The sequence below is a fragment of the Telluria sp. AIW5 genome (assembly GCF_056680575.1).
Genome location: NZ_CM155289.1, coordinates 507,204 through 530,249, shown reverse-complemented (window position 1 = coordinate 530,249; position 23,046 = coordinate 507,204). Strand labels below are relative to the sequence as shown.

Annotated in this window: 13 protein-coding genes, 2 tRNA genes and 3 rRNA genes; 14 read left to right on the top strand and 4 right to left on the bottom strand. The window is 63.4% G+C overall.

The features are described 5' to 3' along the window. Window positions 1-49: 49 nt before the first annotated feature. From AC1MEM_RS02320 to AC1MEM_RS02305, 4 genes are read left to right on the top strand one after another with little or no spacing between them, the layout of a single operon-like run. The gene (locus AC1MEM_RS02320) at window positions 50-472 is read left to right on the top strand and encodes a c-type cytochrome (protein ID WP_499475078.1); all 423 of its coding nucleotides are present in this window, start codon (window positions 50-52) and stop codon (window positions 470-472) included. Further along, complete coding sequence (locus AC1MEM_RS02315) at window positions 469-1,356, top strand: quinoprotein dehydrogenase-associated putative ABC transporter substrate-binding protein (protein WP_499475076.1); 888 nt, start codon at window positions 469-471, stop codon at window positions 1,354-1,356. The genes AC1MEM_RS02320 and AC1MEM_RS02315 overlap by 4 nt, the downstream gene beginning before the upstream one ends. After that, window positions 1,353-2,189, top strand: a complete 837-nt coding sequence (locus AC1MEM_RS02310; RefSeq protein WP_499475075.1) for a hypothetical protein — start codon at window positions 1,353-1,355, stop codon at window positions 2,187-2,189. Before AC1MEM_RS02315 ends, AC1MEM_RS02310 begins: the two co-directional genes overlap by 4 nt. A gap of 57 nt (window positions 2,190-2,246) precedes the next feature. Beyond that, window positions 2,247-3,239, top strand: coding sequence for an ATP-grasp domain-containing protein (locus tag AC1MEM_RS02305; RefSeq protein ID WP_499475074.1), 993 nt, complete (start codon window positions 2,247-2,249; stop codon window positions 3,237-3,239). Window positions 3,240-3,276: 37 nt separating this feature from the next. Here the strand turns inward: AC1MEM_RS02305 and AC1MEM_RS02300 are convergent, their stop codons facing one another. Genes AC1MEM_RS02300 through AC1MEM_RS02290 form a run of 3 tightly spaced genes read right to left on the bottom strand, consistent with a single transcriptional unit; the run spans window position 3,277 to window position 6,856 of the window. Then, window positions 3,277-4,242, bottom strand: coding sequence for a beta-propeller fold lactonase family protein (locus tag AC1MEM_RS02300; RefSeq protein WP_499475072.1), 966 nt, complete (start codon window positions 4,240-4,242; stop codon window positions 3,277-3,279). After that, window positions 4,239-4,832: a cytochrome b gene (locus AC1MEM_RS02295; RefSeq protein WP_499477544.1), complete on the bottom strand. Its 594-nt coding sequence runs from the start codon at window positions 4,830-4,832 to the stop codon at window positions 4,239-4,241. The genes AC1MEM_RS02300 and AC1MEM_RS02295 overlap by 4 nt, the downstream gene beginning before the upstream one ends. 2 nt (window positions 4,833-4,834) lie before the next feature. After that, window positions 4,835-6,856 carry a sigma-54-dependent Fis family transcriptional regulator gene (locus tag AC1MEM_RS02290; protein ID WP_499475070.1) on the bottom strand — a complete coding sequence of 674 codons (2,022 nt, stop codon included), beginning with the start codon at window positions 6,854-6,856 and terminating at the stop codon, window positions 4,835-4,837. A 371-nt stretch (window positions 6,857-7,227) separates the two neighbouring features. On the opposite strand from AC1MEM_RS02290, the gene AC1MEM_RS02285 reads away from it, so the two are divergent. The 3 genes from AC1MEM_RS02285 (at window position 7,228) to AC1MEM_RS02275 (ending at window position 12,716) form a co-directional block, all read left to right on the top strand. After that, window positions 7,228-8,709, top strand: coding sequence for a DUF2868 domain-containing protein (locus AC1MEM_RS02285; protein ID WP_499475069.1), 1,482 nt, complete (start codon window positions 7,228-7,230; stop codon window positions 8,707-8,709). Beyond that, window positions 8,706-10,190 carry a DUF3482 domain-containing protein gene (locus AC1MEM_RS02280; protein WP_499475068.1) on the top strand — a complete coding sequence of 495 codons (1,485 nt, stop codon included), beginning with the start codon at window positions 8,706-8,708 and terminating at the stop codon, window positions 10,188-10,190. The genes AC1MEM_RS02285 and AC1MEM_RS02280 overlap by 4 nt, the downstream gene beginning before the upstream one ends. 168 nt (window positions 10,191-10,358) lie before the next feature. Beyond that, a complete protein-coding gene (locus tag AC1MEM_RS02275) occupies window positions 10,359-12,716 on the top strand; it encodes a TonB-dependent receptor (protein WP_499475066.1) in 2,358 nt (785 codons plus the stop codon). Window positions 12,717-12,868: 152 nt separating this feature from the next. Here the strand turns inward: AC1MEM_RS02275 and AC1MEM_RS02270 are convergent, their stop codons facing one another. After that, a complete protein-coding gene (locus tag AC1MEM_RS02270) occupies window positions 12,869-15,028 on the bottom strand; it encodes a TonB-dependent receptor family protein (RefSeq protein ID WP_499475065.1) in 2,160 nt (719 codons plus the stop codon). A gap of 322 nt (window positions 15,029-15,350) precedes the next feature. Between AC1MEM_RS02270 and adh the strand changes: the two genes are divergently transcribed. The 7 genes from adh (at window position 15,351) to rrf (ending at window position 22,976) form a co-directional block, all read left to right on the top strand. Further along, a complete protein-coding gene (adh, locus tag AC1MEM_RS02265) occupies window positions 15,351-16,871 on the top strand; it encodes an aldehyde dehydrogenase (protein WP_499475064.1) in 1,521 nt (506 codons plus the stop codon). A gap of 88 nt (window positions 16,872-16,959) precedes the next feature. Further along, window positions 16,960-17,346 (top strand): DUF779 domain-containing protein, encoded by a 387-nt coding sequence (locus tag AC1MEM_RS02260; protein WP_499475063.1) that lies wholly within the window; start codon window positions 16,960-16,962, stop codon window positions 17,344-17,346. Between the two features lie 479 nt (window positions 17,347-17,825). Further along, window positions 17,826-19,358, top strand: a 16S ribosomal RNA gene (locus AC1MEM_RS02255). Window positions 19,359-19,434: 76 nt separating this feature from the next. Continuing rightward, window positions 19,435-19,511: transfer RNA gene (locus tag AC1MEM_RS02250), tRNA-Ile, on the top strand. A 21-nt stretch (window positions 19,512-19,532) separates the two neighbouring features. Beyond that, window positions 19,533-19,608: transfer RNA gene (locus tag AC1MEM_RS02245), tRNA-Ala, on the top strand. 253 nt (window positions 19,609-19,861) lie between these two features. Next, window positions 19,862-22,737, top strand: a 23S ribosomal RNA gene (locus AC1MEM_RS02240). Window positions 22,738-22,863: 126 nt separating this feature from the next. Then, a 5S ribosomal RNA gene (gene rrf, locus AC1MEM_RS02235) occupies window positions 22,864-22,976 on the top strand. The 16S, 23S and 5S rRNA genes sit together here with 2 tRNA genes alongside, the layout of an rRNA operon. Window positions 22,977-23,046: the final 70 nt, after the last annotated feature.

The window sequence follows — 23,046 nt, the reverse complement described above, 5'->3', positions numbered from 1 at the left end:
CGCCGGCCGCAGCAGGCCGGTGACCGTCTTCGCCCAGCCAGGAATGAACATGAACAGACTCACGAAAAAAGCAGGACTCACCGCCGCCGCCTGCTGCACGCTGGCGGCCCTGTCCGGATTGCTGTCGGCCGGCGCCCTTGCCGCCGATGCCGCGCCCTACAAAGTCGCGGACGGCCACAAGGTCGATGCGCAGACCCTGAGCGGCTGGAAAACCTGGCGCGCCATGGCCTGCGAGCGCTGCCACGGCGCGGCGCAGGAAGGCATGGTCGGGCCCTCGCTGGTGAACAGCCTGAAAGTGCTGAGCAAGGACGAATTCAAGGCCACCGTGCTCAAGGGGCGGATCGAGAAAGGCATGCCGAACTTTGAGAACAGCAAGATGGTGACCGAGAACATCGACAACCTGTACGCCTACCTGAAGGGACGTTCGGACGGCGCCATCGAACCGGGCCGCCTGCAGGAGATCGGCAAATGAGGTGGGCGCCGCTGCTGGCAGGCGCGGCCTGCGTCCTGGCCGGGCTGCCTGGCCCGGCGAGCGCGCAGCCTGGCGCGGAACCCGGACAGGACAAGGTGCTGCGGGTCTGCCAGGACCCGAATAACCTGCCGCTGTCGAACCGCGCGCTGGCCGGTTTCGAGAACAAGATCGCGGCCCTGTTTGCCGAGCAACTGGGCTGGAAGCTGGAGCACACCTGGTATCCGCAGCGGATGGGATTCATCCGCAATACCTTGCGCGCCAAGGAAGAAAACACGGACCGCTACAAGTGCGACCTGGTCGTCGGCGTCGCCAAAGGATTCGACATGGCCGCGACCACGCGGCCGTATTACCACTCCACTTACGCCCTGGCCTATGTCCGGGGCAAGGGACTGGACGGGGTGCGCAACCTCGACGATTTGCTGGCGCTCGATGCCGGACAACGCAAGAAGCTGCGCTTCGGCGCCTTCGCCGGTTCGCCCGTCACCGACTGGCTGCTGCAAAACGGCCTGATGGAGCAAGTCTCCTGGTACCAGAGCCAGACTGGCGACGCCGAGCAGTATCCCGGTGAAATCATCGAAAAAGACCTTGCGAGCGGCAAGATCGACGTCGCCTTTGCCTGGGGGCCGATTGCCGGCTATTTCGCGAAGAACGCACGTTCGGCGCCGATCGCCGCCATTCCCCTCGTCTCAAGGCCCGGCATGAAATTCGATTTCGAGATCGCGATGGCGGTGCGCCATGGCGACAAGGCGTTTCGGCAGCGTATCGATCAATTGATCGTCGCCAACGAAGCGAAGATCCACGCGATCCTCGCGGAATACGGCGTGCCGCTGCTCGAGCAGCAGGGCGCGGCGGCATCGGCGGCGCCAGCCGTGAAGGCGCCATGAGCCGCCCGCCGCCATGCCCCCCGGCCGCGGGCCTGCGCGCCGGCACCCTTGCCATCCTCGCCGCCCTCTCGACCGGCAGCGCCGCCGCGCAGCAGGTGTCGCCCGCCGAAGTCCTGATGTTCGAGACCGACCACCTGGCGCGGATGAAGGCGCCAGCGACACTGGTCTATGAATTCCGCAAGCTCAGCAACGTCGAACCCGCGTTTACCGACAGCGTCCAGCTCGACGTGTCGAGCAGCAAGGGGCAGGTGCACGCGGCGCTGCACTTTCTCAGCGGCGCGCGCCAACGCGAGCTGCCCGAGGTGGACGACGCCCACGGCAACCCGGTGCTGCTCGGCTTTCTCGAGCACGACATCGCCGAGATGAAGCGGCTGACCGGCGGGTCCGTTACCTACTTCCGCAAGCGGATCCGGATGGCGCTGGCCACCAGCGCGCAGGTGACGCCGCAACGCATCACTTACCAGGGCAAGACGGTCGAGGGGAAGGCAGTACGCATCCAGCCCTACCTGGACGATCCGATGCGGGCGCGCTTCGAGATCTATACGCGCAAGACCTATACGTTTGTCTTCAGCGACGCGGTACCGGGCGGTGTCTACCAGGTGCGCACCTCGCTGGCGAATGCCGCAGACGGCCGGACGCCGCCGGGCACGGTGGTGGCGCGCACGGCGGCGCCAGCCGTGGCGACACCGACCGCGGCAGCGCCGGGAGCCTCGGCAGTGCCCGCCGTGGCGCAGCCTGGCGTGGCCCCGCCCGGCCAGGCGCGCGCAGGCGCGGCTCCCCCCGTCATCGACGAAACGCTTACCCTGGTCAAGGTCGTCGGCCCCAACCGCTGAGCTCGCGGATGGACGCTGCCTGGACATGGAATCAGCCGGAGGCACAGGATGGCGCCCTTGAAAGTATTTGCTTTCGATTATGTGACGGAGGGCGGGCCGACCGCACGCGCCCTGCCGAATTCGTTCACGCAGCAGGGGAGCATGCTGCGCGATGCCCTGCTGGCCGACCTCGGCGCCTTGCCGGGTGTCGAAGTGTGCACGATGGCGATGCTCGACGGGGCCGGGCCGCACGATACGCCGGCGGCGCGCTCCTTTGGCGAACGCTTCGCCGCCTGCGTCGCAGCGGCGGACGCGGTATGGCCGCTGGCGCCGGAATCGGAGGGACTATTGGAAAGCCTGTCGCGCGACATCCTGCGCGGCAAGCGCATTCTCCTCGGTAGCGCGCCGGGCGCCGTGCGCGTCGCGGGGAGCAAGCTGAAGGTGGCAAGGGCGCTGGCCGACAGCGGCGTGGCCACCGTGCCCACCTACCGGCCGCACGCCGCCTTGCCGGAATGCGAGGGCGCCTGGGTCGTCAAGCCGGAAGACGGCGCCGGCTGTCTCGATACCCGCCTGTTCAGCGATCGCGCGGCGGCGCTGGCGTGGATACGCACCAGCGCGGCGCAAGGATATGTTTTACAACCATTCGTCGGGGGCAAGCTGGTGAGCCTGTCGCTGATCTGCTGCGACGGCACGGCGCGGCTGCTGGCGCGCAACCAGGAACGGGTCGCGGTGCGCGACAACCGTTTTCATTTCCTCGGCAGTACCGTGAATGGCGTCATGGATGCCGACGGCGCGCTCGAGCGCCTGGCGCAGCAGGTGGCGGCCGCCTTGCCTACCTTGTGGGGCTATGTCGGGGTCGACATCATCCTGAGCGAGCACGGCGCCGTGGTCCTCGATGTCAATCCGCGCCTGACAGCGGCGTATGCGGGGCTGCACGCCTCGATCGGCTGCAACCCGGCCGGCCTGGTCATCGATTTGTTGAAGGGTCCGGCGGGAATGCCGGCGCCGCCCGCGCGCCACCGCGCGGTCAGCGTCGACGTCGGCAGTTTTCCGGGCGATGCGCCGGCCTGACCACCGGGCTGTGCAGTCCGGTTGCGCGCGGGACTGCTTACCTGATCACCACGCCCCACGGCAGTTTGCCGACCGGGATGTCGCGCAGCTTCGTGCGGCTGGCCGTATCGATGACCGTCACGCTGTTCGAGCGGCCGTTGGCGACATACAGTTTCTTGCCGTCCGGCGTGAGCGCCATGTTCCAGGGGCGCTGGCCGACCGGCACCGTCGCCACGACCTGGTTGCTGGCCGTGTCGATCACCGACACGTTCGCATCGCCCCCGTTCGACACATACACGTACTTGCCGCTCGGATGCACGGCGATGCCGTTGGCGCGCAGCCCGGCCTTGATGCGCGCGACAATGGCGAAACTGGTGGTATCGATCACGAATACTTCGTTGCCGTTTTCGGTGGCGACATAGGCGCGGCTACTGTCTGGCAAAAAGCCGATGCCGCGCGGACGGGCGCCGACCGCCACTTGCGCCAGTTGCTTGCGGCTGGCGAAGTCGAGGATGTCGACGGCGTCGCCTTCCTCGGCGCTGACGAAGACCAGGCGTCCGTTCGGACTGAGCACGGCGTGCTCCGGATTCTTGCCGCGCACGGGAATCGAAAACGCCAGGGTATTGGTGCGCGTGTCGGTGACCGCGATCTCGTTCTTGCCCTCGACCGCCGCGATCACCCAGCGGCCGTCCGGGGAAATCGACACGCCTTCCGGCGATTCGCCCAGCGCCACCACGCCGCCCAGCTTGCGTGGTCCCAGTTCGACCAGCTGCAGGCGGTTGTTCGGCTGGTCGCTGACATACAGCCAGCGGCTGTCCGTGCCCACGGCCAGGCCGCGCGGTTTCGATCCGCCGGGCAGCTCGGCGACTACCTGGTCGGTGGCGGTGTCGATCACCGAAATCGTGCCGGCACCCTCGTTCGGGACATAGGCAAAGGGAGCGGCAAGCGCTGAAACAGAAACGGCAAGGGTAGCAGTAAAGGAAACAACAGCGGCGGCAAGACGGCGGACGGACAGCAGGGTCATCGGTTCTCCACAGACAGATTAACAGGCGTGCGATCGCCATGCGCGCGGCGGGGCGGCCACATACGCAGCAGCAAGCCATCGCGATCGACGAGCATGTGCTTCGCCACGGCGAGCACATGCACGGCAACGAACAGCGCCAGCAGCAGCGCGGCAAAGTGGTGGGCGCCATTGAAAAAGGCGTACAGGGTCTTGTCGTCCGGTCCCCAGGGCGCCCAGCGCATCATATTGAAAAACTTGATCCCGTGCCGGCTGAAGTTCGAAGCGAGATAGCCCGACAGCGGCAAGGCGAGCATGCACAGGTAGAGGAACGCATGGCTGAGCCTGGCCCCCGTGCGTTGCCAGCGCGGTGTCGTCTCCGCCAGCGGCGGCGCCCTGTGCGCCAGGCGCCAGCCCAGGCGCAGCAGGATCAGGAGGCCGATCAGGATGCCGGTGCTCTTGTGCAGGTTGACGTAATAGCCCCGTGCCGGTGTGCCCCGCGGGATATCGTCGAGCAGCAGGCCGAAGGCGTACTGGCCGAGCAGCAGCAGCGCGACGACCCAGTGCAGGGCGATCGCGGTGCCGGTGTAACGCGCGGATGCCGAGGCGACCATACTCAATGGAACAGCGATTTCTCGGGGTGCTCGATATTCAGGCGCTGCAGCTTGCGGTAGAGCGTGTTGCGGCTGATGTTCAGATCGCGGGCAACGCCGCTCAGGTTCCACTGGTGGCGCTTCAGTTCCTGCAGCAGCACCTCGCGTTCGGCGCATTCGAAGGGATTCAGGCCCAGGCCGGGTTTGGTACCGGGCGCGGCGGCGGTGGCAGGCATGGGCGCGGCCTCGGCAACCGGTGCCGGAGCCGCTGTCGCTGCAACGGCCGGAGCGGCATCGGCCAGCCCGTGGCGGTATTCGGGCGGCAAGTCATGCACGCCGAGCCGATCCGTTTCGCGCAGCGCGATCATGGTGCGCAGCAGGTGGCGCAGCTGGCGCAGGTTGCCGGGCCAGCGCTGCCGCTCGAGCAGGTCGAGCAGGCTGTCGTCGAGTTCGACCGGACACCCGGCGTCGCTTTCTTCAAACGCCAGCTGGCGGATCAGCGCGCAGCGGTCATGGCGTTCGCGCAGCGGCGGCATGGTGAAGGTGACGCCTTGCAGCCGGTAGTACAAATCCTCGCGAAAGGCCCCGCTCTCGATTTTTTTCGCAAGGTCGCAATGGGTGGCGCTGACCACGCGGATGTCGAGCTTGACCGGTGTTTCGCCGCCGAGCGGCACGACCTCGCGCTCCTCGAGCACGCGCAGCAGCCTGGCTTGCAGGGAAACCGGCATGTCGCCGATCTCGTCGAGGAACAGGGTGCCGCCATTCGCCTGCAGCAGCTTGCCGCGCTGCCCCTCCTTGCTGGCGCCCGTAAAGGCGCCCGCGCGATAGCCGAAGAGTTCGCTTTCGACGAGGGATTCCGGGATCGAGGCGCAATTGATCGCGACGAAAGGGCGGCTGGCGCGGCTGCCGGACAAGTGGATCGCCCGCGCGAAGCGTTCCTTGCCGGTGCCGGTCTCGCCCAGCAGCACGATGGAGACGTTGCGCTCCATGACGCGCTTGGCGGTGTCGACATTGGCGCGCATCGCCGGATCGCCCAGGTGCAGCGCATCGAGCGGGCTGGCCTCGCCCGGCGCGGGCAGGGCCGCCGCGCCGCGCTGTGGACGCCGCACGCCGGTGTTCGCCACCGGCTGGTAGACGACGGCGAAAAAGCGGGCATTGCTGCGCACTTCGAAGATCGGGACCGGGTGGAAGGCGCGCCGCGTGCTGCTGTCGACCAGCCCGGAAAAGGTGACGTTGAACAGTTCGCAGACATCGCGGCCGACGATGTCGCCCGGGTGCGTATAGCCGAGCAGGGACAGCGCCGCGCGGCTCGCCGCCAGCACCGTGCCGGTGATGGAGAGCGCGATGGCGCCTTCGCTCAGGGTGCCGACGAACTCGGGCCGGTTGTGGAAGCGCAGGATGAAGTCGTGGCGGAACTGGTGCAGGAAGACCCGGTTCTCGATCATTTGCACCGACATGCTGACCAGGGCCAGCGTGTGCTGCTGGGCCAGGCGCGATTCGCCGGAGGCGTCGAGCACGCCGACCAGTTCGCCCTCATGGTCGAAGATCGGCGCCGCGGCGCAGGACAGGCCGATATTGCGCGACAGGTAGTGTTCGTCCTGGTGCACCGTGAGCGGACGGCGTTCGACCAGGCAGGTGCCCATGCCGTTGGTACCCTGCACGCGCTCGCTCCAGACCGCGCCCTGCATCAGGCCGGTCTTGGACGCAGCGTGGGTAAAGGCGGGGTCGCCGAAATAATTGAGCAGCACACCGTCGCGGTCGGTCAGCATGATCGCGTAGCCGGAGCCGGCCAGCTGCTGGTACAGATTCGCCATCTCGACCTTGGCGACGGCCTGCACGTCGGCCAGGCGTTCCTGGCGCTCCTGCAACTCGTAGGGCGCCACCACTTCGGGCTCGGCGCAGCTGTCGGGGTTGAGCTGGTATTCGTTCAGACAACGGATCCAGGACCGCGTGATGCGGTTACCTGTCGCAATGCAGTCGGCGCCGATCCGGTCGTGGACAACCGAATGGACGCGCTTGACGTGTTCCACGGCAAACTTCGACATCTTGTCTCCTGGGTCCGTAACGAGGGGCGGCGCTGGCGCCGACGACTGTTACTTTGTGGACTGTTTTGTGAGGTTGACACCCCATCTATTGTGAAGAATACACCCTTCAGCCATCAAATTGTCGGTCAGTTTCCCGGAATTTTGAATACGCGATGGGGCCGTATGCAGCTCACATAACGAAGTACAGAGCGACATCAGCGGGAGTGCATATGCAGGGAACATCGGAAGGGATTAATGGTCGCCGCTGCACGGCCCGCCGCCATCGCTCGGTCGACAGGACCCGACCCGGCTGTCGGCCCGAACGCAATGGAAAGCCATTCTGGTGCACAATCTCGCTTGCGATGTTGCCAATCCAATAAAACAGGACGAGCATGAACGAACAAGTTGCACGACGGGTCGTGCTGGTGCGCGCGATCGAAAGCGCCGATACCGGCCACCAGGTGCTGAGCGAAGACGACCGCAAGTACGCCAGCCGCAGCGCACGCGAGCTGGCGGCCTGGCAGGCGGCCGACAGCAAGGCCGCGCTCACCCAGGAACATTTTCTCGAGCAGCGCTCCGAGCAAATTTTGAAACGACTGGCCGAGCGCACGCCGGCCTTCGCCACCTTCCAGCGCCGCGGCCTCGGACTGCCGGGCATCTGGGCGGCGCTGCCGGTGCTGGCCCTGTTCGCCGGCGCGCTGCTCGACCGCATCGCCGATCCGCACCGGGTCGACCTGCTGTCCGCGCCCCTGCTGTTCATCATCGGCTGGAACCTGCTGGTCTACCTGGTGCTGCTGGTATGGGCCCTGATCCCCGGGCGCAAGACCGGCTGGGCGGGGCAGGGATTGTTGCGCCGCCTGAGCGTCGGCAAGGCCGCGCTGCCGCGCAAGCTGCCGGGCGCGCTCGCCACCGGCATGACCAACTTCATGACCGAATGGGCCGTGCTGAGCGAGCCGCTGACGCGCGCGCGCCTGTCGCGCACCGTGCACCTGTCGGCCGCCGCCTTTGCCCTGGGCGCCGTGCTGTCGCTGTATGCGCGCGGCCTCCTGACCCAATATGTCGCCGGCTGGGAAAGCACCTTCCTTGATGCCAGCCAGGTCCACACCCTGCTGTCCTGGCTATTCACACCCGTCCTGTTCGTCTTCCCCTTTTTGCAGGGCTTCACCCTGGCCGACATCGAATCGCTGCGCTTCAGCGCCGGCACCCCGGCCACCGGCGGCGAGCGCTGGGTGTATTTATATGGCGCGACCATCCTGCTGCTGGTCGTGCTGCCGCGCCTGCTCCTGGCAGGCTTCGCAGCTTGGCGCGCGCGGCGCCTGGCGCGGCGCTTCCCGCTCGAGCTCGAACATCCGTATTTCCGCCGCCTGGCCGACAGCATCGGTGCCGGCACCCCGGCCCTGCTGCGCGTGCTGCCCTACAGTTTTACCCTCGACGAGGCGCGCGACCGCGGCCTGTGGACGGTGGCCGCGATGGCGCTGGGCGCCCAGGCACGCGTGCTGCTGCGCCCAACCGTTCCCTATGGCGAAGAGCCGAAGGATGCGCTGGGCGACACGCCCGCCGATGACGCCGGCGTCACCGTCACCGCTGCCCTGTTCAGCCTGGCGGCCACGCCCGAAAAGGAAAATCACGGCGCCTTCCTCGACTACCTGGTGCGCGCCAGCCGCCGCGGCGTCGCCGTGCTGCTCGACGAATCGAGCATGACCGAACGCGGCGCGGGTCAGGCCGGTCTCGAGGCGCGCGTGGCCGAACGCATCGCCCTGTGGCGCCAGTTCTGCAGTTTCCATGGCACCGCCGCGACCGTGGTGAACCTGGTCGACCCGGATAAACGCCCGATCGAACTGGGCGCGGGCCTGGCCCTGCCGGAGCTGCGATGAGTGAAGCCCCCGTCAAAATCCAGTTCGCCCTGGTCTCGCACACGAACAACGGCAAGACGACCCTGGCGCGCACCCTGGTCGGCGTGGACGTGGGCGAAGTGCGCGACGCCGCCCACGTGACGACCTTTGCCGAAGCCCATCCCCTGCAGACCAGTCCGGCGGGCGACACCCTGCTGCTGTGGGACACCCCCGGCTTCGGCGATTCGGTACGCCTGTTGAAACGGCTGGCGCTGGCCGGCAATCCGATCGGCTGGTTTCTGCGTGAAGTGTTCGACCGCTACCGCGACCGTCCGTTCTGGCTCAGCCAGCAGGCTTTGCGCGCGGCCAGGGACGAGGCCGACGTCGTCCTTTACCTCGTCAATTCGTCGGAACGCCCAAGCGACGCCGGCTATCTACCGGCTGAGATGAATATCCTCGAATGGCTCGGCAAACCCGTCGTGGTGCTGCTCAACCAGATGGGTCCGCCGCGTCCCGGGGCGCAGGAAGGCCTCGAGCAGCAGGAATGGAAAAAACATTTGTCGCGTTTCGCAGTCGTGCGCGACGTGCTGGCGCTGGACGCCTTCGCGCGCTGCTGGGTGCATGAACACGTCTTCTACGAGGCGGTGGCGCCGCTGGTCGCGCCGGACAAGCAGGCGGGTTATGCGCGCCTGCGCGCGGCCTGGGAAGCGCACAACCGCCAGCGCTATGCCAGCGCCCTGCGCATCTGCGCCGAACAGGTGGCGGCCGCAGCGCGCGACAGCCAGCCTGTGCTTGATGCGGGCGGGGGCTTCCTGCGCAGCGCACTGAAAGCGGTGGGCTTAAGCAAGGACCAGCAAAAGCGCCAGGAGCTGGCGATGGCGGCGCTGGTCGAACGCCTGAACGGCGAGATCAACAAAGCCACCATGCGCATGCTGGTGCTGCACAAGGTCGATCCGGGCGAAGCGCGCGCTGTCAACACCCGCGTGCGCGAAAACTTCGCCGTGCGCGCGCCGATCGACCGGGCCCAGGCCGGCCTGCTCGGCGCGGTGGTGTCGGGCGCGGCCACAGGCCTGTCGGCCGACCTGATGGCGGGCGGCTTGACCCTGGGGGGCGGCGCGCTGCTCGGGGCGATCGTCGGCGGCCTGACGGCGGCCGGCGCCGCCTGGGGTTTCAATGGGCGCGGCGAGGGCGACAAGCCCGGTGTGCAGTTCGCCGACGCTTTTCTCCACACGCTGCTGGTCGGCGCCGTGCTGCGCTACCTGGCTGTGGCCCACTTCGGGCGCGGGCGCGGCAACTATGTCGAAAGCGAAGCGCCGGCCTTCTGGCAGGCCGAGGTCGAGGCGGCGCTGGGCGCGCAGCCGCTCGGCACACTGTGGCAGGAAGTGCGCGCCGCGCCCGACCTGGGCAAGGCGGCGGCCCGGGTGTTCACGGTCGTCGAAGCGGCGGCCAACGCCACGCTCGCGCGCCTGTATCCCGGCGCCGCCGCGGCCTTGCTGCAGGAGTCGACGGCAGCCTCCCTGTGACACCTGTTCCAATTTGGCACAAGCGCGTGCGCATTGACGCGTTCTCGCCATGGCACGCCGTTTGCTCGTACAGGTCATTGTCCCGTTCGATAACAGCAGGAAGCACCCTATGAAGCACAGCATCACGCGGTCGCCGTCCGCGCACCATGGCCAGCAAGCGGTGAACCCATGAGCGCGCGCTTGCTGGCCGGCGCATTCGGCCTGGCGCTGCTGCCGGCCGCAGCGGCGACGCCCGAGTCCGGGCCTGTGCCCGAGCCCCAGCCACCGGTGGCACGGGTCGAAGTCGTCGGCGTCGTGCCTTTTGCCGCTGGCGGCGGCGACCTGCGCCTGCTGCCGTATGGCGTGCAAACGCTCGAACGTGCGGCGCTGCGCGACGCCGGCGGCGGCAACCTCGTCGACAACATGGCGCGCCGCCTGCACGGCGTGAACGTCAACGAGATTTCCGGCAGTCCCTTCCAGGCCGACCTGACGTATCGCGGCTTTCGCGCCTCCCCGATCCTCGGCACCGGCCAGGGCCTGTCGGTGTATCTCGACGGCGTGCGCGTGAACGAGCCCTTCGGCGACGTCGTGAACTGGGACATGCTGCCGGAAGCGGCCCTCGCCCGCCTGTCGCTGGTGCCCGGCTCGAACCCTTTATATGGCCTGAACACGCTGGGCGGTGCGCTCGCGCTCGAAACCCGCTCCGGCCTGGAGGACCCCGGCGCCGAACTGGCGCTCACGCTCGGCGAGCACGGGCGGCGCCGCGCCGACCTCGCCTACGGTGTGCGCGGCCCGGACGGCTGGCACGCGTTTGCGGCCGCCACCCTGTTCGAGGAGGATGGCTGGCGCGATCATTCCGACGGGCGCCTCGGCAACCTGTTCCTGAAAGCGGGCCATGAGGGCGAACGCACCGACTGGCAGTTCACGCTGCTGGGCGGACGCAGCCGCCTGCTCGGCAATGGCCTGGTACCGGGCTACCGCGACGAGGACGGCGAACGCCTGCCCGGCCTGTATGACACGGACCGGCGTGCCGTCTACACCTTCCCCGACCGCACCCGCAACCGCCTGCTGCAGGCGGCCGTGCGCCTGAACCACCGCTTCGATGCGGCGACCGAGCTGACCGCCTCCGCTTACCTGCGCAACAGCCGGCGCGACACCGTCGGTGGCGACGTCGGCGACGAGTACGCCGATGTCGTCGAGGATTGCGCCGCCGGTTTCCTCGCCGACGGCAGCCCGGTCGATGCCGGCGACTGCGGCCTGACGCGCGCGCAGGCGCAGGCCCTCCACCCGGCCAGCCTGAATACCACCAGTACGCGCCAGCGCGGAAGAGGGGCGAGCATCGACCTGGCGCGCCGCTACGGCGGCCACCGGTTCAATCTCGGCGCGACCTGGGACAGCAGCCGTGTCGGCTTCGCGCAATTCGAGCAGGCAGCCTTTTTTACGCCGGCACGCGGCGTCGAGGCCGAACCTGGCGAGGAGCGTGAACCGGCATCCTCCGTCGACGGCACTTCGCGCGCTGTGGGCGTGTATGCCGCCACCACGGTGGCGCTGGCGCAGTCGACCCACCTGACGGCCTCGATGCGCTACAACCACGCCCGCGTCGGCAATACGCTCACCACCGAAGACGGACCCAAGGCGCCGGAAGCGTTTATTTATCGCCGCCTGAACCCGGCGCTCGGTTTCACCCACGAGCGCGGGCCGCTGACCTGGTTCGCGAATATCGCCCAGAGCAACCGGGTGCCGACCGTGATCGAACTTGGCTGCGCCGACCCGGATGAACCGTGCCGGCTGCCGGTCGGGCTGCAATCGGATCCCTACCTGAAGCAGGTGGTGGCGCGCACCATGGAGGCGGGCCTGCGCGGCGGGCAGGGGCGGTCCGGGTTCACCGCCACGCTGTACCGCACGGTCAACCGCGACGACATCCTGTTCAGCCGCGCCGGGGCTTCGCGCGCCGGCTATTTTTCGAATTTCGATCGCACCCGCCACCAGGGCGCGGACCTCGGCGCGCACGGTCAGTGGGGGCTGCTGCGCGCGCGCATCGACTACAGCTACCTGCGCGCGACCTACGATGCGGCCGGCACGCTGTTCACCGGGGCGCGCACGGTGACGGTCGGCCGCGGCACGCCGATCGCCGGGCTGCCGCGCCATACCCTGAAACTGGGCCTGGACTGGGACCTGCGGCCCGGCCTGGTGCTGGGGACGGACTTGCAAGCGCTGTCGCACGCGCCGGTGCAGGGCAACGAAGACGGGTTGATCGCGGATGCGGCAGAGGGAGAAGAAGCGCGCCGCGCCGACTGGAGCGTGCGCGGCTACGCATTGGTGAACCTGCACGCGCGCTGGCGCTTTTTGCCGGGCTGGGAGTTGTTTGCGCGGGTAAATAACGTCTTCGACCGGCGCTACGAAAGTTTTGGCGCGCTGGCGACCGACATGTTCCCGGACGGGCAGTTGCTGCAGCCGCCAGCCGGTGCGGTGACGCCGGCGCAGGCGCGTTTTGTTGCGCCGGGTGCGCCGCGGACGTTCAATGCGGGGGTGCGGTACCGGTTTTGAGTAGGGTGGGCGCCCCGTGCCCACACGGAAGCATGCATCGTGGCGACCCATATGATGGCCGCTTTGATCGATCATTCACCGGCGCTCGCCGCGATGTCCCGTCTGCTCCACGTTCCGCGTGGGCACGGGGCGCCCACCCTACCTGCACCGCCTTAAAACTGATACTGCCCACTCACCCCCAGCACCCAGTTCCTCCCCGGCGCCCCTTCATAAAACCGCCGGTTCGCATCCCCCACGATCACCGACCCCACATACTGCCGGTCGAACAGGTTGTTCAGCCGCACGAACTCCTTGAAACGCCACCCGCCCGCCTGCTGGCTGGCCTGCGCCCGCGCATTGAAAATCGCATAGCCCGGCGCGGCCTGCGCGGTGTTCGTGTCTTCCGCATAGACGCGGCCGTTGGCGATCGTCTCGAGCGCGGCGCCGTAGCGTCCGGCCGCTTCCTTCCAGCCCAGCTCCCCGTACACGCTGGTCTTCGGCACGCCCGGCAGGCGGCTGCCCTCCGGCACCGCTCCGAAACCTTCGTCGTAGATCGCGCGCAGCGCCGACAGGGCCAGCTTCGCATTCCAGCCGGCGCCCAGGTCGGCGTCGACCGACAGCTCGCCGCCCTGGCGCAGCGTGGCGCTGGCGTTGCGGTAGCTGGTGCGGCCGCCGCTGGAAACGTCGACCACCAGTTCGTCCTGGGTCTTCACCTGGAACAGCGCCGCATTCACCCGGATGTCCTTGCCGATGACGGTTTTGAGGCCGGCCTCCAGATGGGTGCCGGTGGCCGGCCCCAGGTTAAAGTTAAAGCCGGCGCCGGCGCCCGAATAAAACAGTTCGTTCAGGGTCGGGGTCTCGAAGCCGCGCGCGGCGCTGGCATACACGTTCAGGGTCGGCGAGATTTTATAGAGCAGGCCGATCAGGGGCGTCGTATGGCTGTAGCGAACTTCGCCGCTGTCGTTGCCATTCGAGAGGTAGCGGTCGTCGACCTCGAAGCTTACGCGGCTGCGGCGCAGGCCGCCCGTGACGACCCAGTTGTCGCGCTCCCATTCCATCTGCAGGTAAGGGTCGACGTTGGCGACCTTGTCTTCCTCGTCGCGGCGCAGGCGTCCGCGCAGGCCGAACTCCGTTTGGGCCCCATTCACGACGAAGTTCTCGAAGCCCTGGCGCGAATCGGTCGAGCGGCCGGCGTCGATGCCGACCGTGGTGCGCAGGGTGCCGCCGGCCAGCTCGCGCACGTCGCGCCAGTTGACGTCGACGCCGTAGAAATCGCGGTCGAAGTCGACCACGCCGCCCGAATGGGTGCTGGGCGCCTGGAAGCCGCGCGAGAACGACTGGTACTGCACCACGCGGCGGTTGCCGCCATACGCGGTGAGCTGCAGCCGATTCGCGCCGAAGCGGCTTTCCCAGGTTGCCCCGAACTGCTTGTGGTCGATGCTTTTCCGGGTGTTGTAGCGCTCGGCCAGCGTGCGCTGCGGGAACTGGGTGTCGGTGGTGTCGATTTCGCCGGCACGCGGATCGCGCTGGTAGGTGTTCCAGGTAACGCCGAGCGGATCTTGCGTGTCGTTCTGGCGCAGGCCGCTGGCGGTCAGCACGAGGCGGCTGGTAGCGGAGGTGGCCGCGGTCAGCTTGGCATAGGCCTGTTCGCGGGTGGCCGCGCCGTGGTCGCGAAAGCCGTCGGTCTCGAAGCGGGACGCGTCCAGCAGGTAGCCGAGATTGCCGGAGCTGCCCTGGGCGTTCAGGTCGAATTTATGCATGCCGTCGCTGCCGCCCGTCACGCTCGCCTCCACCGAGGGCGGCCCCTTCGGATCGCGCGTAAACAGCTGGACGACGCCGCCCGAGTGGTTGCCGTACAGGGCCGAGAACGGGCCGCGCAGCACTTCGATGCGCTCGGCCATGTCGAGATTGAAGGTGGCGGCCTGGCCCTGGCCGTCGGGCATGGTGGCCGGGATGCCGTCGGCGATCAGGCGCACGCCGCGCACGCCGAAGGCGGAACGGGCGCCGAAGCCGCGCGAGGAAATCTGCAGGTCTTGCGCATAATTCTGGCGGTCGCGCGCGACCAGGCCCGGCACCGAGGCCAGTGCCTCGGACGCGTTCACGCGCGGCTGGGTGTCGCGGATCTGCGCCGCGTCGATCACGTCGATGGCGGCCGGCAGGTCGAAGCTGGTGTGCTCGGATCGGCTGCCGGTCACGACCACCACGTTCATCGGGCCCTGCACCATCGGCGCTTGTGTCTGCGGCTCTTGCGGCGCGTCTGCCGCGAACGACGCCAGCGGCCAGCAGGCGCACAGGGCGGCGATCGCGTTCAAGCGGAATGCGTGTTGCGTCATTGTCTCTCCAGTGTTGTGATTGCTCCCCGCGAGGCGGGCTGCTGCTAAATGCGACAAGCAATATACCCCTCATGCAAAAAACGCGCCCGCAGCTGCGTGGCATGGCGCTTGCATCGCTACCGCTGTGGGTTCGTCGACCGGGGGTGTACCGGTCCGCTGACCGCTTGTGCTGTCCTGATTTTGAAACAGGTGTACCGGAAACACACAGCGGCCCCGGCGTGTACGGGGCAGGAGGTGCTGGCACGGCCCTTGCGGCAGTCCCGGTGTGCTTCGACACACCCGTTGCTGCCAACGGCCTACAACCATGAAGAAAGAGGATGACATGAATCTCGCGGACATCAGCAAGCTCGGCGTTGCCAACCCGTTCAAGCAGCGCTACGACAATTATATTGGCGGCCGCTTCGTGGCCCCGGTCAAGGGCGAGTACTTCCCCAACGTCACGCCGATCACCGGCCAGCCCTTCTGCGAGATCGCCCGCTCGACCGCCGAGGACATCGAACTGGCGCTGGACGCCGCCCACGAGGCCAGGGAAGCCTGGGGCAAGACCTCGCCGGCCGAGCGCGCCAACATCCTGAACAAGATCGCCGACCGCATCGAACAGAACCTCACCATGATCGCCACCGCCGAGACCATCGACAATGGCAAACCGATCCGCGAGTCGATGGCGGCCGACATTCCCCTCGCCATCGACCATTTCCGTTATTTCGCTGGCGCCATCCGCGCGCAGGAGGGCTCGATCGCCCAGATCGACCACGAAACCTATGCGTATCACTTCCACGAGCCGCTCGGTGTCGTTGGCCAGATCATTCCCTGGAACTTTCCGGTTTTGATGGCGGTCTGGAAGCTGGCGCCGGCGCTGGCCGCCGGCAACTGCGTCGTGCTGAAACCGGCCGAGCAGACCCCGGCCTCGATCATGGTGCTGATGGAACTGATCGGCGATTTGCTGCCGCCGGGCGTGGTCAATGTCGTGAATGGCTTCGGGCTCGAGGCGGGCAAGCCGCTGGCCTCCAGTAAACGCATCGCCAAGATCGCGTTTACGGGCGAGACCGGCACCGGGCGCCTGATCATGGGCTACGCGGCGCAGAACCTGATCCCGGTCACGCTGGAACTGGGCGGCAAATCACCCAACATCTTCTTTGCCGACGTCATGGACGCGGACGACGAATTCTTCGACAAGTGCCTGGAAGGCTTTGCGATGTTCGCGCTGAACCAGGGAGAAGTGTGCACCTGCCCGTCCCGTGTGCTGGTCCAGGAATCGATTTACGAACGTTTCATCGAGCGTGCGCTGGCACGTGTTGCCGCCATCAAGCAGGGCAATCCATTGGATTCGTCGACCATGATCGGCGCCCAGGCTTCGCAGGAACAGCTCGAGAAAATCCTCTCCTACCTCGACATCGGCCGCCAGGAGGGTGCCGAGGTGCTGGCTGGCGGCGAGCGCAACATGCAGGGCGGAGAACTGGCCGAAGGGTATTACGTGCGCCCGACCGTGTTCAAGGGCGACAATAAAATGCGCATCTTCCAGGAAGAGATCTTCGGGCCGGTGGTATCGGTCACGACCTTCAAGGACGAAGCCGACGCGCTGCGCATCGCCAACGACACCCTGTATGGCCTGGGCGCCGGGCTCTGGACGCGCGACGCCTCGCGCGCCTTCCGCATGGGCCGGGCGATTCAGGCCGGCCGCGTCTGGACCAACTGCTACCACCTGTACCCGGCCCACGCCGCGTTCGGCGGCTATAAACAGTCGGGCATCGGCCGCGAGAACCACAAGATGATGCTCGACCATTATCAGCAGACCAAGAACCTGCTGGTCAGCTATAGCCCGAAAGCGCTCGGCTTCTTCTGAGGCGCGTTTCCCGCGGCGCCGTGTGCGCCGCGGGATTTCGCACACTCTATGGTTTCGGAGTAAAACTTAGTCGGAATCGGAGGAGGGCATGGGAACTGCGATCGAACGTGTGACCGCGACACCGGCGGCGCTGGACTTTATCCAGGAACTGCGGCTACGGCACGGTCCGCTGATGTTCTTCCAGTCGGGCGGCTGCTGCGACGGCAGCGCACCGATGTGCTATCCGCAGGACGAGTTCAACCTGAGCGACACCGACGTCCATCTCGGCAACCTGGGCGGCACACCCTTCTATATGGGCGTCGAACAGTTCGGGTATTGGGAGCATACCCAGCTGATCATTGATGTCGTCGCGGGCAATGGCGGCATGTTCTCGCTCGATAACGGCACCGGGAAGCGCTTCCTGACCCGCTCGCGCCTGTTCAGCGACGACGAATGCGCACAGTTGCGCGCGCAGCAGCCAGGCCAGCCCGTCTGACTGCAGTAGGGGAAGCCGTTTTACCCGTTGTATTGGCGCGACGCACTAGGCCTGTTTTGATCCCAACAAAAAGCACTTGCGGACTCCCGTCGGGGTTCGCTATAATTCGCCTCCTGCTGAAAACGACAACGAAATCAAGGTGTTGTGTTGACAAAAGGAACCGCAAAAGCTGCGGTGCAACAAAAAAGAGGTTGACGAAAAACGCGAAACACTGCATAATCTCATCTCTCTGCTGCTGACAAACAAAACGCTTTGTCGACAAGTAGCAAGACGCAGTACCGAACAAGTTCTTTAAAAATTAACAGTCGATAAGTGTGGGCGTTTGATGAAGGTGCCAGTGACTTCGGTCACTGATTACTTAAATTATCAAATGTTCACAAAAAAGAAATACGTTGTCTCAGCAATGGGATAACGGTCAGTATTTTGAGTGAGCGACCCGCTAGCAATAGCGGTGGCAGCAATGCCAACAAACAGAGATTGAACTGAAGAGTTTGATCCTGGCTCAGATTGAACGCTGGCGGCATGCTTTACACATGCAAGTCGAACGGCAGCGCGGGGCAACCTGGCGGCGAGTGGCGAACGGGTGAGTAATATATCGGAACGTACCCAAGAGTGGGGGATAACGTAGCGAAAGTTACGCTAATACCGCATACGATCTAAGGATGAAAGCAGGGGACCGCAAGGCCTTGTGCTCCTGGAGCGGCCGATATCTGATTAGCTAGTTGGTGAGGTAAAGGCTCACCAAGGCCACGATCAGTAGCTGGTCTGAGAGGACGACCAGCCACACTGGAACTGAGACACGGTCCAGACTCCTACGGGAGGCAGCAGTGGGGAATTTTGGACAATGGGCGCAAGCCTGATCCAGCAATGCCGCGTGAGTGAAGAAGGCCTTCGGGTTGTAAAGCTCTTTTGTCAGGGAAGAAACGGTGGGGGATAATATCCCTCACTAATGACGGTACCTGAAGAATAAGCACCGGCTAACTACGTGCCAGCAGCCGCGGTAATACGTAGGGTGCAAGCGTTAATCGGAATTACTGGGCGTAAAGCGTGCGCAGGCGGTTTTGTAAGTCTGTCGTGAAAGCCCCGGGCTCAACCTGGGAATTGCGATGGAGACTGCAAGGCTTGAATCTGGCAGAGGGGGGTAGAATTCCACGTGTAGCAGTGAAATGCGTAGAGATGTGGAGGAACACCGATGGCGAAGGCAGCCCCCTGGGTCAAGATTGACGCTCATGCACGAAAGCGTGGGGAGCAAACAGGATTAGATACCCTGGTAGTCCACGCCCTAAACGATGTCTACTAGTTGTCGGGTTTTAATTAACTTGGTAACGCAGCTAACGCGTGAAGTAGACCGCCTGGGGAGTACGGTCGCAAGATTAAAACTCAAAGGAATTGACGGGGACCCGCACAAGCGGTGGATGATGTGGATTAATTCGATGCAACGCGAAAAACCTTACCTACCCTTGACATGTCAGGAAGTCTTGAGAGATCAGGATGTGCCCGAAAGGGAACCTGAACACAGGTGCTGCATGGCTGTCGTCAGCTCGTGTCGTGAGATGTTGGGTTAAGTCCCGCAACGAGCGCAACCCTTGTCATTAGTTGCTACATTCAGTTGAGCACTCTAATGAGACTGCCGGTGACAAACCGGAGGAAGGTGGGGATGACGTCAAGTCCTCATGGCCCTTATGGGTAGGGCTTCACACGTCATACAATGGTACATACAGAGGGCCGCCAACCCGCGAGGGGGAGCTAATCCCAGAAAGTGTATCGTAGTCCGGATCGCAGTCTGCAACTCGACTGCGTGAAGTTGGAATCGCTAGTAATCGCGGATCAGCATGTCGCGGTGAATACGTTCCCGGGTCTTGTACACACCGCCCGTCACACCATGGGAGCGGGTTTTACCAGAAGTAGGTAGCTTAACCGCAAGGGGGGCGCTTACCACGGTAGGATTCGTGACTGGGGTGAAGTCGTAACAAGGTAGCCGTATCGGAAGGTGCGGCTGGATCACCTCCTTTCTAGAGTAGCACCGGGCCTTGAGCCCAGTCACCAAACGCTCACACTTATCGACTGTTGAACAAAGAACACAGTTTCGGGGCTGTAGCTCAGCTGGTTAGAGCACCGTGTTGATAACGCGGGGGTCGTTGGTTCGAGTCCAACCAGCCCTACCAGGTTATTTGCATGACCCAATCGGGGGATTAGCTCAGCTGGGAGAGCACCTGCTTTGCAAGCAGGGGGTCGTCGGTTCGATCCCGTCATCCTCCACCATTCATTTGGTACCGAAGGCTGAAAGTGCAAACGTAAGCAAGTCAATATGACGAGCTGCTTAGGTTTGATCTTTTAGAGATTAACTGTTGTTCTGTTCTTTAACAATCTGGAAGAAGTAAAGTTTTATTGAGTACGCATGACAATGCGTACTCTGGGTAGTAACAAATCAACAAACATGCAACAAGCTGTACTCTTATTTCTATGACCGCTTCCTGGCAGGTGGGTAACTGCGCGCCAGGAGCTAACGTTATAGGGACAAGCGAATAAGTGCACATGGTGGATGCCTTGGCGATTACAGGCGATGAAGGACGTAGTAGCTTGCGATAAGCTGCGGGGAGTGAGCAAACACACTTTGATCCGCAGATTTCCGAATGGGGAAACCCGGCCTTTTAGGTCATTGCATGCTGAATACATAGGCATGCAAAGCGAACGCGGCGAACTGAAACATCTAAGTAGCTGCAGGAAAAGAAATCAACCGAGATTCCCAAAGTAGTGGCGAGCGAAATGGGAAGAGCCTGTACGTGATAGTCGATTGGATAGTGGAACAACCTGGAAATGTTGGCCATAGAGGGTGATAGCCCCTTACACGAAATTCAAACGGTGATACTAAGCGTACGACAAGTAGGGCGGGACACGAGAAATCCTGTCTGAACATGGGGGGACCATCCTCCAAGGCTAAATACTCGTAATCGACCGATAGTGAACCAGTACCGTGAGGGAAAGGCGAAAAGAACCCCGGGAGGGGAGTGAAATAGATCCTGAAACCGTGTGCATACAAACAGTCGGAGCGGACTTGTTCCGTGACGGCGTACCTTTTGTATAATGGGTCAGCGACTTACATTCAGTGGCGAGGTTAACCGAATAGGGGAGCCGTAGAGAAATCGAGTCCGAACAGGGCGACAGTCGCTGGGTGTAGACCCGAAACCAAGTGATCTACCCATGGCCAGGATGAAGGTGCGGTAACACGCCCTGGAGGTCCGAACCCACTAATGTTGAAAAATTAGGGGATGAGCTGTGGGTAGGGGTGAAAGGCTAAACAAACTTGGAAATAGCTGGTTCTCTCCGAAAACTATTTAGGTAGTGCCTCAAGTATCACCATCGGGGGTAGAGCACTGTTATGGCTAGGGGGTCATTGCGACTTACCAAACCATTGCAAACTCCGAATACCGATGAGTGCGAGCTTGGGAGACAGACGTCGGGTGCTAACGTCCGGCGTCAAGAGGGAAACAACCCAGACCGCCAGCTAAGGTCCCAAAGATTGGCTAAGTGGAAAACGAAGTGGGAAGGCTAAAACAGTCAGGATGTTGGCTTAGAAGCAGCCATCATTTAAAGAAAGCGTAATAGCTCACTGATCGAGTCGTCCTGCGCGGAAGATGTAACGGGGCTAAGCCAGTCACCGAAGCTGCGGATATCCTTTATTGGATATGGTAGGAGAGCGTTCTGTAAGCCTGCGAAGGTGTCTTGTGAAGGATGCTGGAGGTATCAGAAGTGCGAATGCTGACATGAGTAGCGATAATGGGGGTGAAAAGCCTCCACGCCGTAAGCCCAAGGTTTCCTGTTCAACGTTCATCGGAGCAGGGTGAGTCGGCCCCTAAGGCGAGGCAGAGATGCGTAGCTGATGGGAAGCAGGTTAATATTCCTGCACCGTCGTATGATGCGATGGGGGGACGGATCGCGGAAGGTTGTCTGACTGTTGGAATAGTCAGTTTCTGCTTCATAGAAGGTACTTAGGCAAATCCGGGTACGTAATTCAAGGGAGTGGGACGAGCGGCCTTGTGCTGCGAAGCAATCGGAAGTGGTTCCAAGAAAAGCCTCTAAGCTTCAGTCATACGAGACCGTACCGCAAACCGACACAGGTGGGCGAGATGAGTATTCTAAGGCGCTTGAGAGAACTCGGGAGAAGGAACTCGGCAAATTGGTACCGTAACTTCGGGAAAAGGTACGCCCTTGTAGTTTGACCACTTTACTGTGGAAGGATGAACGGGTTGCAATAAACTGGTGGCTGCGACTGTTTAATAAAAACACAGCACTCTGCAAACACGAAAGTGGACGTATAGGGTGTGACGCCTGCCCGGTGCTGGAAGATTAAATGATGGGGTGCAAGCTCTTGATTGAAGTCCCAGTAAACGGCGGCCGTAACTATAACGGTCCTAAGGTAGCGAAATTCCTTGTCGGGTAAGTTCCGACCTGCACGAATGGCGTAACGATGGCCACACTGTCTCCTCCCGAGACTCAGCGAAGTTGAAATGTTTGTGATGATGCAATCTACCCGCGGCTAGACGGAAAGACCCCATGAACCTTTACTGTAGCTTTGCATTGGACTTTGAACCAATCTGTGTAGGATAGGTGGGAGGCTTTGAAGCGGGGACGCCAGTTCTCGTGGAGCCATCCTTGAAATACCACCCTGGTTTGTTTGAGGTTCTAACCTTGGTCCGTTATCCGGATCGGGGACAGTGCATGGTAGGCAGTTTGACTGGGGCGGTCTCCTCCTAAAGTGTAACGGAGGAGTTCGAAGGTACGCTAGGTACGGTCGGACATCGTGCTAATAGTGCAATGGCATAAGCGTGCTTAACTGCGAGACCGACAAGTCGAGCAGGTACGAAAGTAGGACATAGTGATCCGGTGGTTCTGTATGGAAGGGCCATCGCTCAACGGATAAAAGGTACTCTGGGGATAACAGGCTGATTCCTCCCAAGAGTTCATATCGACGGGGGAGTTTGGCACCTCGATGTCGGCTCATCACATCCTGGGGCTGTAGCCGGTCCCAAGGGTATGGCTGTTCGCCATTTAAAGTGGTACGTGAGCTGGGTTTAAAACGTCGTGAGACAGTTTGGTCCCTATCTGCCGTGGGCGTTGGAAATTTGAAGGGGGCTGCTCCTAGTACGAGAGGACCGGAGTGGACGAACCTCTGGTGTACCGGTTGTCACGCCAGTGGCATTGCCGGGTAGCTAAGTTCGGAAGAGATAACCGCTGAAAGCATCTAAGCGGGAAACTTGCCTTGAGATGAGATTTCCCGGAGCCTTGAGCTCCTTGAAGGGTCGTTCGAGACCAGGACGTTGATAGGCTGGGTGTGGAAGTGCAGTAATGCATTAAGCTAACCAGTACTAATTGCCCGTACGGCTTGTCCCTATAACCTTAGCAGGTCATAGAATTCGAATACAGTGTGCTGTTTGTTGATTCACACTACCCGAAACTTTACTTCCTCCAGATTCTGAGCACGTTGCCCATCAGGGAACGCCGCTCGTACAAGTTATGCCTGATGACCATAGCAAGTCGGTCCCACCCCTTCCCATCCCGAACAGGACCGTGAAACGACTTTGCGCCGATGATAGTGCTGCAACCAGTGTGAAAGTAGGTTATCGTCAGGCTAGTTATAGAGAAAAACCCCGTTGAGCTGATGCTCGGCGGGGTTTTTTGCTTTGTGCGCCGCTTTGTCGG

What these genes read in the sequence shown, in the direction of transcription:
- AC1MEM_RS02320 (WP_499475078.1), top strand. Translation starts at nt 50, where the DNA reads ATGAACAGACTCACGAAAAAAGCAGGACTCACCGCCGCCGCCTGCTGC.
- AC1MEM_RS02315 (WP_499475076.1), top strand. Translation starts at nt 469, where the DNA reads ATGAGGTGGGCGCCGCTGCTGGCAGGCGCGGCCTGCGTCCTGGCCGGG.
- AC1MEM_RS02310 (WP_499475075.1), top strand. Translation starts at nt 1,353, where the DNA reads ATGAGCCGCCCGCCGCCATGCCCCCCGGCCGCGGGCCTGCGCGCCGGC.
- AC1MEM_RS02300 (WP_499475072.1), bottom strand. Translation starts at nt 4,242, where the DNA reads ATGACCCTGCTGTCCGTCCGCCGTCTTGCCGCCGCTGTTGTTTCCTTT.
- AC1MEM_RS02295 (WP_499477544.1), bottom strand. Translation starts at nt 4,832, where the DNA reads ATGGTCGCCTCGGCATCCGCGCGTTACACCGGCACCGCGATCGCCCTG.
- AC1MEM_RS02290 (WP_499475070.1), bottom strand. Translation starts at nt 6,856, where the DNA reads ATGTCGAAGTTTGCCGTGGAACACGTCAAGCGCGTCCATTCGGTTGTC.
- AC1MEM_RS02285 (WP_499475069.1), top strand. Translation starts at nt 7,228, where the DNA reads ATGAACGAACAAGTTGCACGACGGGTCGTGCTGGTGCGCGCGATCGAA.
- AC1MEM_RS02280 (WP_499475068.1), top strand. Translation starts at nt 8,706, where the DNA reads ATGAGTGAAGCCCCCGTCAAAATCCAGTTCGCCCTGGTCTCGCACACG.
- AC1MEM_RS02275 (WP_499475066.1), top strand. Translation starts at nt 10,359, where the DNA reads ATGAGCGCGCGCTTGCTGGCCGGCGCATTCGGCCTGGCGCTGCTGCCG.
- AC1MEM_RS02270 (WP_499475065.1), bottom strand. Translation starts at nt 15,028, where the DNA reads ATGACGCAACACGCATTCCGCTTGAACGCGATCGCCGCCCTGTGCGCC.
- adh (WP_499475064.1), top strand. Translation starts at nt 15,351, where the DNA reads ATGAATCTCGCGGACATCAGCAAGCTCGGCGTTGCCAACCCGTTCAAG.
- AC1MEM_RS02260 (WP_499475063.1), top strand. Translation starts at nt 16,960, where the DNA reads ATGGGAACTGCGATCGAACGTGTGACCGCGACACCGGCGGCGCTGGAC.